General features: G+C 74.3%; 10 protein-coding genes and 5 pseudogenes. 8 read left to right on the top strand and 7 right to left on the bottom strand.

The annotated features are described in order from the left end of the window. The 4 genes and pseudogenes from BJF79_RS55685 to BJF79_RS22535 all read left to right on the top strand — a co-directional run. A partial coding sequence (locus tag BJF79_RS55685) for a hypothetical protein (RefSeq protein WP_262402418.1) occupies window positions 1–543 on the top strand: 543 nt, incomplete at its 5' end. 92 nt (window positions 544–635) lie between these two features. After that, entirely contained in the window at window positions 636–1,115 is a 480-nt protein-coding gene (locus BJF79_RS22525; RefSeq protein ID WP_075900232.1) for a PaaI family thioesterase, read from the top strand. 223 nt (window positions 1,116–1,338) lie between these two features. Then, a pseudogene (gene sppA, locus BJF79_RS22530) lies at window positions 1,339–2,903 on the top strand (signal peptide peptidase SppA). Window position 2,904: 1 nt separating this feature from the next. Next, on the top strand, window positions 2,905–3,387 hold the full coding sequence (locus BJF79_RS22535; protein ID WP_075900234.1) for a flavin reductase family protein: 483 nt from the start codon (window positions 2,905–2,907) through the stop codon (window positions 3,385–3,387). Window positions 3,388–3,508: 121 nt separating this feature from the next. On the opposite strand, the gene hutI is transcribed toward BJF79_RS22535, so the two are convergent. The 5 genes and pseudogenes from hutI to hutH all read right to left on the bottom strand — a co-directional run bounded on the left by hutI (window position 3,509) and on the right by hutH (window position 10,441). After that, window positions 3,509–4,684: an imidazolonepropionase gene (gene hutI / locus BJF79_RS22540; RefSeq protein WP_075900236.1), complete on the bottom strand. Its 1,176-nt coding sequence runs from the start codon at window positions 4,682–4,684 to the stop codon at window positions 3,509–3,511. Continuing rightward, a pseudogene (locus tag BJF79_RS22545) lies at window positions 4,681–6,035 on the bottom strand (formimidoylglutamate deiminase). Before BJF79_RS22545 ends, hutI begins: the two are co-directional and overlap by 4 nt. Window positions 6,036–6,044: 9 nt before the next feature. Further along, window positions 6,045–7,241, bottom strand: a complete 1,197-nt coding sequence (locus tag BJF79_RS22550) for an allantoate amidohydrolase (RefSeq protein ID WP_075900238.1) — start codon at window positions 7,239–7,241, stop codon at window positions 6,045–6,047. Further along, window positions 7,238–8,881: a urocanate hydratase gene (gene hutU / locus BJF79_RS22555; protein WP_075900240.1), complete on the bottom strand. Its 1,644-nt coding sequence runs from the start codon at window positions 8,879–8,881 to the stop codon at window positions 7,238–7,240. The genes BJF79_RS22550 and hutU overlap by 4 nt, the downstream gene beginning before the upstream one ends. A gap of 11 nt (window positions 8,882–8,892) precedes the next feature. Beyond that, a pseudogene (hutH, locus tag BJF79_RS22560) lies at window positions 8,893–10,441 on the bottom strand (histidine ammonia-lyase). Window positions 10,442–10,521: 80 nt separating this feature from the next. Between hutH and BJF79_RS22565 the strand changes: the two are divergent. Beyond that, window positions 10,522–11,285, top strand: a pseudogene (locus tag BJF79_RS22565) (IclR family transcriptional regulator). A 51-nt stretch (window positions 11,286–11,336) separates the two neighbouring features. On the opposite strand, the gene BJF79_RS22570 reads toward BJF79_RS22565, so the two are convergent. Together BJF79_RS22570 and tnpA are read right to left on the bottom strand one after the other, a co-directional pair. After that, window positions 11,337–12,527: an RNA-guided endonuclease InsQ/TnpB family protein gene (locus BJF79_RS22570; protein ID WP_075900244.1), complete on the bottom strand. Its 1,191-nt coding sequence runs from the start codon at window positions 12,525–12,527 to the stop codon at window positions 11,337–11,339. Next, a pseudogene (tnpA, locus tag BJF79_RS22575) lies at window positions 12,514–12,936 on the bottom strand (IS200/IS605 family transposase). Before tnpA ends, BJF79_RS22570 begins: the two are co-directional and overlap by 14 nt. Before the next feature lie 156 nt (window positions 12,937–13,092). Between tnpA and BJF79_RS22580 the strand changes: the two are divergent. From BJF79_RS22580 to BJF79_RS22590, 3 genes are all read left to right on the top strand, one after another. Further along, window positions 13,093–13,722, top strand: coding sequence for a TetR/AcrR family transcriptional regulator (locus BJF79_RS22580; RefSeq protein ID WP_075900246.1), 630 nt, complete (start codon window positions 13,093–13,095; stop codon window positions 13,720–13,722). Window positions 13,723–13,853: 131 nt separating this feature from the next. Further along, the gene (locus tag BJF79_RS22585) at window positions 13,854–14,606 is read left to right on the top strand and encodes an SDR family oxidoreductase (RefSeq protein ID WP_262402419.1); all 753 of its coding nucleotides are present in this window, start codon (window positions 13,854–13,856) and stop codon (window positions 14,604–14,606) included. Further along, window positions 14,599–15,177 (top strand): carboxymuconolactone decarboxylase family protein, encoded by a 579-nt coding sequence (locus tag BJF79_RS22590; protein ID WP_075900248.1) that lies wholly within the window; start codon window positions 14,599–14,601, stop codon window positions 15,175–15,177. The genes BJF79_RS22585 and BJF79_RS22590 overlap by 8 nt, the downstream gene beginning before the upstream one ends. Window positions 15,178–15,186 lie beyond the last annotated feature (9 nt).

The following is a 15,186-nucleotide window of genomic DNA, read 5'->3' on the forward strand; positions in this document are numbered from 1 at the left end:
CGTCGCCGTCCCGCCGCCGTGGCCGCCGCGATCGTGCTGCTGACCGGCGGCGATGGCTGGTCACGAACGCGCTCGACGACGACGCGCGCCGACGCCCCGCCCGCCGCGCGCCCCCGTCCCGGACGCGCAGCCGCCGTCGACGGCCCGTCCTCGACCGGCCCGTCGCCGGACCGGCCGTCGCCGACGCCGTCCGAGACGTCCGACGGCCCGCTGCCCGCGGGGTTCCCCGGCACCTGGACCGGGACGGTCACCCAGCGGGGCGGCATCACCATCGGCGACGCGACCACCACCGTCACGATCGAGCTGGACGACGACGGCGAGGGCACCGCCGACTACACCGGCTGGGGCTGCCGGATGTCGCTCTCCCTCACCGACGCGGGCGCCTCGCGGGCCGAGTTCCGCGAGCAGATCGAGGACGCCACCGGGGTCACCGGGGTCTGCATGGCGGGCACGCTCACGCTCGAACGCGTGTCCGGCGGCCTGGAGTACCGCGCCTCCGGCGCGGGCACCGGCGACACCGAGGGCGTCCTGCGCGCCGCCTGACGCGGGCGGGCCCGTGATGAACGGCACAGTGCCGCGTTCCATCCCGCCGAATACGATTCGGGGGCGAATGTCCAGTTGATCAAGGAGCAGAGTTGAGCGTCGAGGCGGGGCCGCAGGAGCATGCCGACATGTGGAACACGTTGTCGGGCGCCGAGCTGATCCGGGCGCTCGCCGACGGGCGGTTCCCCGAGATCTCCGACGTCAACGCGCACATCGGCCAGGTCATCACCGGCGCCGAGCCGGGCCGCGTCGACATCTCCTGGACGCCCGGCGAGCACCTGTGCAACCCCGGCGGGACCGTGCACGGCGGCTACATCGCCATGATCATGGACAACGCGGTGTGCCTCGCGGGGTCCAGCACCTGCGAGCACTTCATGCCGATGCTCACCCTCAACCTGAACGTCGACTACCTGCGCGGCGTGAACGCGGGCGACACCTACACGGTCACCGGCACCTGCGTGCACCCGGGCAGCACCCGGATGGTCGCGAACGCGCTGATCTCCGACGCGTCCGGACGCCCGGTGGCGCAGGCGTCCGCGAGCGTGCTCCCCAACCGCGCCTTCGCCCGCTGACCTCGTCCGCCGGGAGGATCCCGCGACCCGGCGGGCGGTACCCGGGGACCATCGGGCGGGCGGGGCCAGCGCATAGGCTGGCCCCATGGTGGATCCCGGCACAGTCGTCAACGTCATCAAGCAGGCACGCGACCGGCGGACGGCCCCGCTGATCCTCGAACTGGACCTCACCGAGGGCATCGTGGAGACCGCGCCCGCCGACCCGATCTCGGCGCTCATGTCGATGCGCCGCACGCACTTGCGGGACGTCCTGGACGGCCTGCGCCGCGCCCGCTCGGACGCGCGCGTCCGCGCCCTCGTCGTGAAGATCACCGGCGGGGTCGGGCTGGCGCTCGCGCAGGAGCTGCGCGAATCGGTGCAGGCGCTGCGGGACGCGGGCAAGCACACGGTCGCGTGGGCGGAGACGTTCGGCGAGGGCGGGCGCGGCAACGTCCCGTTCTACCTGGCCACGGTGTTCGACGAGGTGTACCTGCAGCCGACGGGCGACGTCGGCCTGACGGGCGTGGCGATGGAGGAGCCGTTCTTCGCGGGGGCCCTGGAGAAGGCGGGCGTCCGGCCCGTGTTCGCGGCGCGGCACGAGTACAAGACCATGGCGAACACGTTCATGGAGAAGGCGTACACGCCCGAGCACGAGGAGTCGTCGCGGCGGCTGGTGGCCTCGGCCGGTGAGCAGCTCGCGGCCGGGATCGCCGCGTCGCGGAACCTGCCGGTGGACAAGGTGCGGGAGCTGGTCGACCGCGGCCCGCTGCTGGCCGACGAGGCCCTGGAGGAGGGCCTGGTCGACCGGCTCGGCTACCGCGACGAGGTGTACGCGGCGCTGCGCGAGCGGTTCGGCGACGAGGCCCAGCTCAAGTACGTCGCCCGCTACAACCGGACGCAGGGCCTCGCGAAGAAGCTGCCGCAGCCGGGCCGCCAGGACGTCGTCGCGCTGATCAACGGGCAGGGCCCGATCCGGCTCGGCCGCAGCGGGCGCGGCGGGCCGCTGCCGAGTTCGGGCCCGGCGATGGGCTCGGACACGGTCGGGGCCGCGTTCCGCGCCGCCGTCAAGGACGAGCACGTCAAGGCGATCGTGTTCCGGGTGAACAGCCCGGGCGGTTCGGCGGTGGCGTCGGACTCCATCTGGCGGGAGGTCGCGCTGGCCCGCCGCGCCGGCAAGCCCGTGATCGTCTCGATGGGGGACGTGGCGGCGTCCGGCGGCTACTACGTCGCGATGGGCGCGACGTGATCCTCGCCCAGCCCGGGACGATCACCGGCTCGATCGGCGTCGTGGTCGGCAAGGCCGTCGTCAGCGACCTGCTCGACCGGATCGGCATCGGGATGGGGTCGGTCGCCGACGGCGACCACGCCCGGATGTTCAGCTCCACCAAGGAGTTCAGCGAGTCCGAGTGGGAGCGGATCAACGCGTCCCTCGACCGCATCTACGACGACTTCACCGCGAAGGTCGCGCAGGGCCGCGGGCTGACCCGCGAGCGCGTCCACGAGCTGGCCCGGGGCCGGGTGTGGACGGGCGCGGACGCCCGCGAGCGCGGCCTCGTGGACGAGCTCGGCGGCCTGGAGGCGGCCCTCGAACTGGCGCGCAAGAAGGGCGGGCTGCCCGCGGACGCGCCGATCCGGTCGTACCCGCACGCGTCGCCGCTGGAGCGGCTGCGCCCGCCGGAGTCGAGCGAGGACCGCACCGCCGCGTCCGCCCGGTTCGACGGCTGGGGGTCGCTCGGCGGCCTCGCGGCCCGGCTCGGGCTGCCGTCCGCCGGTCCGCTCACCCTCCCCGGCACGTGGGAGATCCGCTGACGTGGCGGCCGGCACGGACTTCGTCGAGGCCGTCGCGGGGTTCGCCACCGGCGTGGTGGTGCTGACCGTCCGCGACGGCCGCGACGACCACGGCACCACCGTGACGTCGTTCATGTCGGTGTCGCTGGACCCGCCGATGGTGCTGGCCGGGCTGTCCTCGTCGTCGTACCTGGCGGAGGTGCTGGGCCGCCGCGACCGGTGGGCCGCGACCGTCCTGTCGTCCGGGCAGCGCGCCCTCGCCGGACGGTTCGCGGCCGCGGGCCGTCCGGGCGCCCGCATCCTGCTGGCGAGCGAGCCGCACCACCGCGGCCCGGTGTCGGACGCGCTGATCCCCGAGAACGGCCTCGCGGCGCTGGAGTGCGAGACCCGGCAGACGATCGAGGCGGGCGACCACACCCTCTTCATCGCGGAGATCCTCGCCGCCGACTACATCACCCGCGAGCGAAAGCCCCTGATCCGGGTGAACCGGCGCTACCTGTCCTGATCCGCCGGTCCCCGATCCTCTTCGACCGGAACGCCCCCGGACGGCAGGACGGCCGACACCCGCCCGTACTCGGCGGGGTGCGCGGGGGCGGCCCCGCCTGCCGTGATGCCCTCGGCCCGATTCAACCGGCGCTATCAGCCGTGACTCTGCGGCCCTTTTTCCATACGGCGCTGGTGAGGGGGACGCCGGGGCGGTAGGCGAGGTGGATGTACGACGGGGCGTCCAGTACGTGGACGTCCGCGCGCGCGCCGGGGGCGAGGCGTCCGACGTCGGTTCGGCGGAGCGCCCGCGCGCCCCCGGCGGTCGCCGACCAGACGGCTTCGGCCGGGGTCATCCGCATGTCGCGGACGGCGACCGCGACGCAGAACGCCATGCTGGAGCTGTAGCAGGAGCCCGGGTTGCAGTCGGACGCGAGCGCGACCGTGGCGCCCGCGTCCAGGAGGCGGCGCGCGTCCGGGTAGGGCTGCCGGGTGGAGAACTCCACGCCCGGCAGCAGGGTCGCGACGGTGCGGGACGAGGCGAGCGCGTCCACGTCGGCGTCCGACAGGAACGTGCAGTGGTCGGCGGACGCGGCGTCGAGTTCGACCGCGAGGCGGACGCCCGGGCCCTCGGTCAGCTGGTTCGCGTGCAGCCGGGGCGAGAGCCCCGCCCCGATCGCGGCTCGGAGGATCTCGCGGGCCTGGTCGGCGTCGAACGCGCCGCGCTCGCAGAACACGTCCGCCCAGCGGGCGTGCGGCGCGCACGCGGCGAGCATCTCGGTCGCGGCGAGGCGCGTGTATCCGGCGGCGTCCCGGCCGTCCGGGACGATGTGCGCGCCCAGGTAGGTGACCTCGTCGGCGTACTCGGCGGCGATCCGCACCGCCCGTTCCTCCTGCTCGACCGTCAGCCCGTACCCCGACTTGCACTCGACGGTCGTCGTCCCCTGCCGGGCCATCTCGTGCACGAGCCGCCGGACGGTCGCGCGCAGTTCGTCGTCGGACGCGGCGCGCGTGCGGGCGACCGTGGTGCGGATGCCGCCCGCCGCGTACGGTTCGCCGCTCATCCGGGCGGCGAACTCCTCGGCGCGCTCCCCCGCGAACACCAGGTGGGCGTGCGAGTCGACGAACCCGGGCAGGACGGCCCGTCCGGCGGCGTCGAACCGCTCGTCGGCGTCCGGTGCCGCGGCGGCGGGGCCCGTCCACGCGACGGTGCCGCCGTCGATGACGAGCGCGGCGTCCCGGACGATCCCGAGCGGGCCCTCGCCGGTCGCGGGGTCGTTCGTGACGAGTTCGCCGATGCCGGTGATCAGGGTGCTCACGGGTCTTCCTCCCGGGTGACGGCGTCGATCGCGGCGGCCAGCGCGCCCGGCACGTCGTCGATCAGCAGGTGGCGGCCGTCGCGGACGATCTCGCGGCCGGACGCGACGACGTGCCGGACGTCCGCGGCGGTCGCGGCGAACACGGTGGCCTCGGCGGCGTGCGCGGCCCCGGCCCCGGCCGTCCGGACCGAACCGAGGTCGACCGTCACCAGGTCGGCGTACGCGCCGGGTTCCAGGCGGCCCGCCTCCGGCCAGCCGAGCCCGTAGTGCCCGTGCCGCGTCGCGGCGGTGAGCAGTTCCCCGGCCGTCCAGTGGCCGCGCCGCCGGGTGCGGAGCCGCTCGTCCAGCTCGACGGCGCGGGCCTCCTCGAACAGGTCGACGACGGCGTGCTGGTCGGAGCCGAGGCAGACCGGGGCGCGCGTCGGCCAGGTCGCGGGCGGGGCCGATGCCGTCGGCGAGGTCGCGCTCGGTCGTCGGGCACATGCACACGCCGGTCGTGGTGGCGCCGAGCAGGCCGATGTCGTCGCCGGTCAGGTGGGTCGCGTGCACGGCGGTCGCGAACGCGCCGAGCGCGCCGCGCCTCGGCGAGCAGCCGCGTCGGCGTCGTCCCGTACGCCTCCCGGCACGCGTCGTTCTCCTCCGGCTGCTCCGACAGGTGGACGTGCAGCGGCGCGCGGCGCTCCTTCGCCCAGGACGCGACGGCGGCGAGCTGCTCGCGCGGGACGGCGCGGACGGAGTGGATCGCGGCGCCGACGCGCGCGTGCGCGACGCCCGCCTTGTCCGTCCGCTCGTGCAGGGCGTCGACGCGGCGGGCCCAGTTCCCGGCGGTGCCGTCGCCGAACCGGAGCTGGGTGCCGGCGAGCGGCCGTCCGATGCCGCCGGTGAGGTAGCAGGCGTCCAGCAGGGTGATGCGGATCCCGGCGTCGGCGGCGGCGTCGATGAGCGCCTCGCCCATCGCGTTCGGCTCGTCGTAGGGGTCGCCGCCGGGGCGATGGTGCAGGTAGTGGAACTCGCCGACGCAGCTGATCCCCGCGAGTGCCATCTCGGCGAACACGGCGGCGGCGAGGGCCCGGTACGAGGCGGGGTCGAGCCGGTCGGCGACCGCGTACATCTGCTCGCGCCACGTCCAGAACGTCCCGCGCCCGCGTTGGGCGCGGGAGCGGAGGGCGCGGTGGAAGGCGTGGGAGTGGGCGTCGGCGAGGCCGGGGAGCGTGAGCCCCGGGAGGCGGACGGCGCCCGGCGGGGCCGGGACGCCGCGTTCGACGCGGGTGATCCGTTCGCCGTCGGCCTCGACGAGCACGTCGGCCGCCGTACCGTCACCGAGCCAGGCGAACTGCGCATGCCACTGCATACCGGTCCCCTACCCGGCCGCCAGGTCGCCCAGCACCGCCGCGAGGGCCTCGACGCCCGCGAGGCAGTCGGGGATCTCGGCGTGCTCGGCGGGCGCGTGCGACACCCCGGTCGGATTCCGGACGAACAGCATCGCGGTCGGCACCCGCGCCGACAGGATCCCCGCGTCGTGCCCGGCTCCCGTCGGGAGCACGGGCACGCCGCCCAGCGTCGCCGCGAGCCGGTCGCGGAGCGCGAGGTCGAACTCGACGACTCCGGTGTACGACTCCTCCGCGACGTCGACCGCCACCCCGTGCGGACGGGCGGCGGCGCGGGCCGCCGCGTCCACCTCGGCGACCGTGCGGCGGACGGACGCGTCGTCGGGCCCGCGCGCGTCCAGCCATCCGGTGACCGACGACGCGATCGCGTTCACCCCGCCCGGGACCACGCGGACCTTGCCGACCGTCGCGACCGTCCCGTTCCGTCCGGCGGCCTCGCGGGCGGCGAGGACCATGCCCGCGAACGGGAGCATGGGGTCGCGGCGATCGTCGAGGCCGGTGGTGCCCGCGTGGTTGCCCTCGCCCGCGAAGCCGAACCGCCAGCGCCCGTGCGGGACGATCGAGCCCGCGACCCCGACGGGTCCGGTGAGCGCCCGTCCCTGTTCGACGTGCAGTTCGACGAAGCAGCCGACGCGGTCGAGGAGACCGTCGTCGGGGCCGATCGCCTCGGGGTCGAGGCCCGCATGGTGCAGGACGTCCGCGAACGTCCGTCCGTCCGCGTCGGTCAGCGCGCGCGCCCGTGCGGGGTCGATCGCCCCGGTGAGCAGCCGGGAGCCGAGGCAGGCGACGCCGAACCGGGCGCCCTCCTCCTCCGCGAACGCCGCGACCCCGATGGGCCGCCGGAGCCGGACGCCGCGTTTCCGCAGCAGGTCGATCGCCGCGAACGCCGAGACGACGCCGAGCGGGCCGTCGAACGCGCCGCCGCCGGGGACCGAGTCCAGGTGGCTGCCGGTCAGGACGGCGTCGCCGCCCACACCGTCGGCCGGCCGCCACCACGCGATCATGTTCCCGTTGGCGTCGTGCTCGACGTCGAGGTCCCGCCGCCGCGCCTCGTCGGCGAACCAGGCGCGGCACTCCAGCTCGGGCGGCGTCCACGCGAACCGGTGGTAGCCGCCCGTCCCGTCCCGTCCGAGCGGCAGCAGGTCCGCCCACATCTCCTCGAAGCTCATGGGATCCGGACGCCGCGTTCCGCCGCGACTTCGGCGGCCCGGTCGTACCCGGCGTCGACGTGCCGCATGACGCCGGTCCCCGGGTCGTTCGTCAGCACGCGCCGCAGTTTCTCGGCGGCGAGCGGCGTGCCGTCCGCCACGCAGACCTGTCCCGCGTGGATCGACCGGCCGATGCCGACGCCCCCGCCGTGGTGGATCGACACCCAGGTCGCGCCGGACGCGGTGTTGAGCATCGCGTTGAGCAGCGGCCAGTCGGCGATGGCGTCCGAGCCGTCCGCCATGCCCTCGGTCTCCCGGTACGGGCTGGCCACCGACCCGCAGTCGAGGTGGTCGCGCCCCAGCACGAGCGGCGCGGCGATCTCGCCGCGCGCCACCAGGTCGTTGAAGACCTCCCCGGCCTTGTCCCGTTCGCCGTACCCCAGCCAGCAGATCCGGGACGGCAACCCCTGGAAGTGGACCTTCTCCCCCGCCAGCCGGATCCAGCGGGCCAGCGACTCGTTCTCGGGAAACAGTTCCAGGATCGCGCGGTCGGTTCGGGCGATGTCCCGGGGGTCGCCTGACAGCGCCGCCCACCGGAACGGGCCTTTGCCCTCGCAGAACAGGGGCCGGATGTAGGCAGGCACGAACCCGGGGAAGGCGAACGCACGCTCGTACCCCGCCAGTTGGGCCTCGCCCCGGATGGAGTTGCCGTAGTCGAACACTTCGGCACCGGCGTCCTGGAACCCGACCATCGCCTCCACGTGCGCGGCCATCGAGGCGCGCGCGCGGGCGGTAAACCCGTCGGGGTCCTTCTCGCGTTCGTCGGCCATGTCGTCGAAGGCGACACCGGACGGCAGGTACATCAGCGGGTCGTGCGCGCTGGTCTGGTCGGTCACGATGTCGATCGGCGCGCCCCGCCGCAGCAGCTCGGGCACGACGTCGGCGGCGTTGCCGAGGACGGCGATCGACAGCGGCCGCCGCGCCGCCGTCGCCTCCGCCGCCAGCCGCAGCGCGTCGTCGAGCGAGTCCGCCCGGACGTCGCAGTACCGGTGCTCCACCCGGCGCTCGATACGGGACGGGTCGCACTCGACGCAGATCGCGACGCCGCCGTTCATCGTCACGGCGAGGGGCTGCGCGCCGCCCATCCCGCCGAGGCCCGCCGTGAGCGTGACCGTCCCGGCGAGCGTCCCGCCGAACCGCTTCGCCGCGACGGCCGCGAACGTCTCGTACGTCCCCTGCAGGATCCCCTGCGTCCCGATGTAGATCCATGACCCGGCGGTCATCTGCCCGAACATCGTCAGGCCGAGCGACTCCAGCCGCCGGAACTCCTCCCACGTCGCCCACTGCGGCACCAGGTTGGAGTTCGCGATGAGCACGCGCGGCGCCCACTCGTGCGTCCGGAAGATCCCGACCGGCTTGCCCGACTGGACGAGCAGCGTCTCGTCGCCCGCGAGACCGGTGAGCGACCGGACGATCCCGTCGAAGGCGTCCCAGCTCCGTGCGGCACGCCCGGACCCCCCGTACACCACCAGCTCGTCGGGGTGCTCGGCGACTTCGGGGTCGAGGTTGTTCTGGATCATCCGCAGGGCGGCCTCCTGCGGCCAGCCCCGCGCGGTCAGCCCGGTGCCGCGCGGGGCGCGCACCGTCCGAGGTCCGGACATGGGGTACTCCTTCAGGAAAGGGGGCCGGTGACGGTTTCGGCGGCCGCCACGAGCGAGCCGTCCCGCACCAGGTCGGTCGCGGCGGCGATCTCGGGGGCCAGGTAACGGTCGGGGCCGGGCGGCGCACGGCCTCGCGCAGCCGCGCGACCAGCGGCGGCGGTCGCCGGGCCGGGCCGCAGCGGCGCCCGCAGGTCGAGCGCCCGCGCGGCGGTGAGGATCTCGATCGCGACGACCCGCGCGAGCCCGTCCACGGCCCGCCGCAGCTTGCGGGCCGCGTTCCACCCCATGGACACGTGGTCCTCCTGCATCGCCGAGCTCGGGATCGAGTCGGCGCTCGCCGGGGCCGCGAGCCGCTTCAGCTCCGTCACGATCGACGCCTGCGTGTACTGCGCGATCATGTGCCCGGAGTCGACGCCCGGGTCGTCGGCGAGGAACGCGGGCAGCCCGGCCGACCGCGCCCGGTCGAGCATCCGGTCCGTCCGGCGTTCCGACATCGACGCGACGTCGGCCGCCGGGATCGCGAGGAAGTCGAGCACGTAGGCGATCGGCGCGCCGTGGAAGTTCCCGTTGGACTCCACGCGCCCGTCCGGCAGGACGACCGGGTTGTCGACGGCCGCCGCCAGCTCCCGTCCGGCGACCAGCTCGGCGTGCGCGAGCGTGTCCCGCGCGGCGCCGTTGACCTGCGGCGAGCAGCGCAGCGAGTAGGCGTCCTGGACGCGGGTGCAGTCGGGCCCGCGGTGCGACTCCATGATCTCCGACGCCCCCAGCAGCGCCCGCAGGTTCGCCGCCGACGTCCCCTGCCCCGGATGCGGCCGGAGTTCCTGCAGGTCGGCGGCGAAGACGCGATCCGTACCCAGCAGCGCCTCGACGCTCATGGCCGCCGCCAGGTCGGCGGTCGTCAGCAGCCGCCGCAGATCGTGCATCGCCAGGACGAGCATCCCGAGCATCCCGTCGGTGCCGTTCAGCAGCGCGAGCCCCTCCTTGGCCGCGAGCTTCACCGGCGCGATGCCCGCCTCCGCGAGCGCCTCCCCGGCGTCCCGGAGCTCGCCCCGCGCGTCGCGCACGCGCCCCTCGTCAGGCCAGCGCGACGTGCGCGAGCGGCGCGAGGTCCCCCGAGCAGCCGAGGCTCCCGTACTCGAACACCTGCGGCGCGATCCCCGCGTTGAGCAGCGCGGCGAGGGTCCGGGCGGTCGTCGGCTGCACGCCCGTCCGTCCGGTGGCGAGGGTCCGCAGCCGCAGCAGCATCAGCGCCCGGACGACCTCGCGCTCGACCTCGGGCCCCGAACCGGCCGCGTGCGACCGGACGATGTTCAGCTGCAACCGCTCGCGCAGCTCCGGGGCGATGTGCCGCGTCGCCAGCGCCCCGAACCCGGTCGAAACCCCGTAAACCGGTGTGGGCCGCGCGGACAGCTCCTCGATATGGGCCCGCGCCTCCCCGATGACCTTCAGCGCCTCGTCGGTCAGGGCGACCCGCGCCCCGTCGGCGACCGCCACGACGTCCTCGAACGCGAGCGGTTCCGGCCCGACCGCGACGACCTTCTCCCCCACAGCAAAACCCATACCCACCATTGCAGCCCCCACCGGCCCCGGAAACGACCCCGGCCACCCGCAATCCGTCTCAGATACGAGACACTCGGCGCATGAGCCAGGTCCCCGCCGCCCGCCGCGCCCTGGCCGTCCTGCGCCTGCTCGCCGCCGCGCCGGGCCCGCTGCCCGCCTCGTCCGTCTCCCGCGCCCTGGGCCTCCCCCGCTCCTCCACCTACCACCTGCTCGCCGCGATGGCCGAGGACGGCTTCGTCGCCTACCTCCCCGAGGAGCGCCGCTGGGGCCTGGGCGTCGCCGCGTTCGAGATCGGCTCCGCCTACCTACGCCACGAGCCCCTCGAACGGCTCGCCCGCCCCCTCCTGCGCCGGCTCGTCGACCGCACCGGGGAGATCGCCCAACTGGGCGTCCTGCACGGCGCCGAGACCCTCTACCTGCTGAAGGAGCAGCCGCCGCACCCCGCGACGCTCGTCACCGACGTGGGCGTCCGGATGCCCGCCCACCTCACCGCCAGCGGCCGGTCCCTCCTCGCGCACCTGCCGCCCGCCCAGGTCCGCGCCCTGTTCCCCGGTCCGTTCGTCGACCGCACCGGCTGGGGCCCGGCGTCCCTGCGCGAACTCCGCCGCGTCCTGGCGGAGGACGCCCGGCGCGGCTGGTCGTCCGAGGACGGCCACATCACCGAGGGGTTCGCCAGCATCGCCGCGTGCGCCTTCGACCACACCGCCCACCCCACCGCCGCCATCACGATCACGTTCCGCCGCGAGGATCACCCGCCCGAGACCTGGCCGGCCCTCGCGGCCCGGATCCGCGCCGCCGCCGCCACCTCACCGCCCGCCTCGCGGGCCGCCCCCCGCGCCCCTGATTTAGCATCTGTGCAGTGACTCCTCCGCTCCCTGAAGGGAGCGGCTTCTCGCTAGGCCGCTTCCGCAGCGTCGCGAAGGGCAAGCCCTGCCCTCAAGATGTTGATCGCCGCGTTGACGTCGGCGTGCGCGGTGTGCCCGCACGCCCGGCATCGGAACTCGGCCTGGGTGGCGCGGTTCCCGGGAGCGCAGTGCCCGCAGGCTGCGCATGTTCGGGAGGTGTTGCGAGGGTCGACTGCGATCAGCTCACGACCGGCGCTTTCAGCCTTGTGTGCGAGGACTCGCAGGAACACCCCCCAACCCGCGTCCAGGATGCTTCGGTTCAAGCCGGACTTAGCGGTGACGTTCCGGCCCGGCTGCTCGATCGTGCCGGACGCCGAGCGGGTCATGTTCGTGATCAGCAGGTTCTCGTGCACGATCACGTCATAGTCGCGGACGAGCGCGTTCGTGGTCTTGTGCGCGTGGTCGGCGCGCTGGCGGCGGACCTTGGCGTGCAGCGCGGCGACACGGGCGGCCGCCTTGCACCGCCGCACCGAGCCGCGCTTCTTGCGGGCCAGGTCGCGCTGCGCATCCGCGAGACGATCGGCGGCCGCCGCGAGGTGGCGCGGGTTGGGCACGTGCGCGCCGTCGCTGGTTGTGATCAGAGAGGCCACGCCCATGTCAACCCCGGCCACCGCGCCCGTGGTAGGCAGCGGCTCGGCGGGCACCTCGTCACACGACAGCACCACGAACCAGCGACGGCCCTCACGCTTGACCGCGATTGTCTTCACCCTGCCCTTGACCGGGCGGTGCCGGTGCACCCGAATGTGCCCGATGCCCTGGAGCCGCACGAAGGTGGCCGTGGGGTGCTCGGGCTGGGAGTCCCAGCGGCAGCCGTCGCCGTCCTTGGGCCAGGTGACGGTGTCGAACCAGCCCCGGCCCTTGAAACGCGGGAAGCCCGGTTTGCGCCCGGCCTTGACCCGGTCGAAAAACGCGCGGAAAGCCTTGTCGAGCCGTCGCAGGGTAGCCTGCTGGGAGGAGAACGACCACCGTCCCTGCACGTCGGAGTCGTCGGCGCGGATGTGTTTCAGCTCGGCGGACTGGTCGCCGTACCGAACCGTGACGCCTGCCTTGCGGTAGGCGGTGCGGCGGTGCTCCAGCGCGGCGTTGTACAACTGCCGGTGGTCTTCCAAACATGCCGCCAGCGCCCCCGCTTGCCTGCTGGTGGGGCGCAGCAGGAACTTGTACGCCCTACGCACGGCCACCGCCCCTGGACGCCCGCTCGTACTGCGTCTCGATATAGCGCTGCACCGTCTCGGCCGACACCGCGCCGACCGTGGCCACGAAGTAGGACCGCGACCACAGCGTGGGCAGCCGGGAACGCAGGTGTGAGAACTCGGCGCGCAGGTGGCGGGAGGTGAAGCCCTTGAACTGGTTGGCCACGTACGACGGCGAGTGCTTCGGGTGCGCCCGGACGAACAGGTGCACGTGGTCGGGCATCACCTCAAGCGCCACGATCTCCCACCCGTGCTCGTCGGCCTTGGCACGGATCAACTCCTTCAGGCGGTCCTTCACACGGCCGCCGAGGACGGGGCGGCGCTACTTCGGGCACCACACCACGTGGTACCCGAGGTCATACGCCGCACCGGCGGAGACGCGCACCCGACGAGTCACACGATCATTATACCGACATCGTCCATCTAACGAGTGTCGAAAGGTGGAGCCAGTGCGCACTTCGTGCTCGGCCCTGTCCCGCCGGCGCGGGCCAGTCCCTGCAGGGACCCCAATTCACCCGTCGCCCGAAGGCGACGGTCCCCTCGGGAGGCTTTGATGGATTCACCCGCCGGGGAGCGCAAGAAGCTCCCGCCCGGACGGCACGGACTGAGCCGCGAACAGGTCTCCGCCTCCCAGCGCGCCCGGCTGGTCGCCGCGATGGCCGAGCTGGCCGCCGAGAAGGGCTACCCGGCCGTCGCCGTGGCGGACGTCCTCAAGCGCGCCGGGGTGTCGCGGCTGACCTTCTACCAGCACTTCTCCGACAAGGCCGCCTGCTTCGACGCCGCCTACGACACCGCCACCGGAGCCCTGCTGGAGCGGGTGACCGGCGCCCTGCGGGAGGACACCGGACGCTGGGAGTCGATCGAGCGGGCCGCGGGCGCCTACCTCGACGCGCTCGCCGCCGAGCCCGTCCTGGCCCGCCTCTTCCTCGTCGAGGCGTACGCCGCCGGACCCGAGTTCCTGCGCCGCCGGATCGCCCTCCAGAGCTCGGTCGTCGACGCCATCGCCGAGTTCGTGGGCGCCCGCACACCGCGGCAGCGGCTGGCGTGCGAGGCGATGCTCGGCGCCGTGGTCTCCATGGCCACCAGCCGGGTCGTCCAGGACGACTTCGCCGCGCTCACCGCCCTCCGGGAACCGCTGGGGGCCCTCGTGCACGGGCTGGCCCGGTCCTTCGACGATATATAGCCATCACTGTTTATAAATGTTATCGTCCCGCCCATGACGAAGCTGGACGGCCGGACGTGCCTGATCACCGGCGCCGCCGGGGGCCTGGGCCGGAGCATCGCGCTGGCCGCCGCCGCGCGCGGCGCGACCTGGTGCTGACCGACGTGGACGACGCGGGCCTGCGGCGCACCGCCGACGAGGTGCGCGACGCCGGGGGCACCGTGCGGCTCGCCGAGCCCGCCGACGTCGCCGACCGCGACGCCGTGGACCGGCTCGCCCGCCACGTCCACGCCACCGGCGGCGTCGACGTCGTGATGAACGTCGCGGGCGTCTCGGTCTGGGGATCGGTGGACCGGCTCGAACACCGGCACTGGCGCCGCATGATCGACATCAACCTGATGGGGCCCGTGCACGTCATCGAGGCGTTCGTCCCGCCGATGATCACCGCCGGACGGGGCGGGCACGTGGTCAACGTGTCGTCGGCCGCGGGACTGTTCGGCCTGCCCTGGCACGCCGCCTACAGCGCGAGCAAGTTCGGGCTGCGCGGCGTCAGCGAGGTGCTCCGCTTCGACCTGCGCCGCCACCGGATCGCCGTGAGCCTCGTCTGCCCCGGCGGCATCGACACGCCCCTCGTGCACAGCGTCGACCTCGTCGGCATCGACCGCGACACACCCTCTGCACGCCGCATGATCCGCCTGTTCACCCGGCACGCGGTCTCCCCCGACCGCGCGGCCCAGGCCGTCCTGCGGGGCGTCGAACGCGACCGGTACCTGATCTTCACCTCGTCCGACGTCCGTATCGGCCACCTCGCCCAGCGGCTGTGCCCCCGGCTGTACGAGGCGGCCATGCACGCGATGAACTGGGCGTTCGTCCGGGCCGTACAACGGTCGGCGCGCCATGGCTGAGCCCCCCGCACCGCGCGTCGCCCCCGGCGGCCTGCGCCAGGTCGGGCCCCTCGCCTGGCTGGTGAGCCGGGGCGCGGCACTGGTCGAGGGCACCACGCCGCCCAACCTCTTCCTCACCCTCGGCCGCCGCCGGAAGCTGTTCCGCGGCTGGCTGCACTTCGCCGCCCGCCTCATGCCCGCCGGGGGCCTGCCCCGGCGCGAGGGCGAGATGGTGATCCTCCGCGTCGCCCACCTGCGCGACTGCGCCTACGAGTTCGAGCACCACTCCAAGCTCGCCCGCCGCGCGGGCCTCTCGGCCGCCGACGTCGAACGGGTCGTCGCCGGACCGGACGCCGGCGGATGGACCGGCCGCGACCGCGCCGTCCTCGCCGCCGTCGACGCCCTGCACCGCCACCGCGACCTGGACGACGCCACGTGGGCCGCGCTCCGCGCCCACCTCACCGAACCCGAATGCGTCGAACTGTGCATGCTCGCGGGCCACTACGACATGCTCGCCACCGTGATCGCCGCGCTTCGCATCCAGCCCGACCGCCCGCGCCGAGCCGTCCGTCCGAAAAACCGGCGGCGCTGAAGCAACCTT

Source organism: Actinomadura sp. CNU-125, from assembly GCF_001942465.1.
Classification (GTDB): domain Bacteria; phylum Actinomycetota; class Actinomycetes; order Streptosporangiales; family Streptosporangiaceae; genus Spirillospora.

Excerpts from the sequence above, each read along its gene's own strand:
- BJF79_RS22590 (WP_075900248.1), top strand. The coding sequence starts at position 14,599 with ATGGCTGAGCCCCCCGCACCGCGCGTCGCCCCCGGCGGCCTGCGCCAG.
- hutU (WP_075900240.1), bottom strand. The coding sequence starts at position 8,881 with ATGTCCGGACCTCGGACGGTGCGCGCCCCGCGCGGCACCGGGCTGACC.
- BJF79_RS22550 (WP_075900238.1), bottom strand. The coding sequence starts at position 7,241 with ATGAGCTTCGAGGAGATGTGGGCGGACCTGCTGCCGCTCGGACGGGAC.
- BJF79_RS22580 (WP_075900246.1), top strand. The coding sequence starts at position 13,093 with ATGGATTCACCCGCCGGGGAGCGCAAGAAGCTCCCGCCCGGACGGCAC.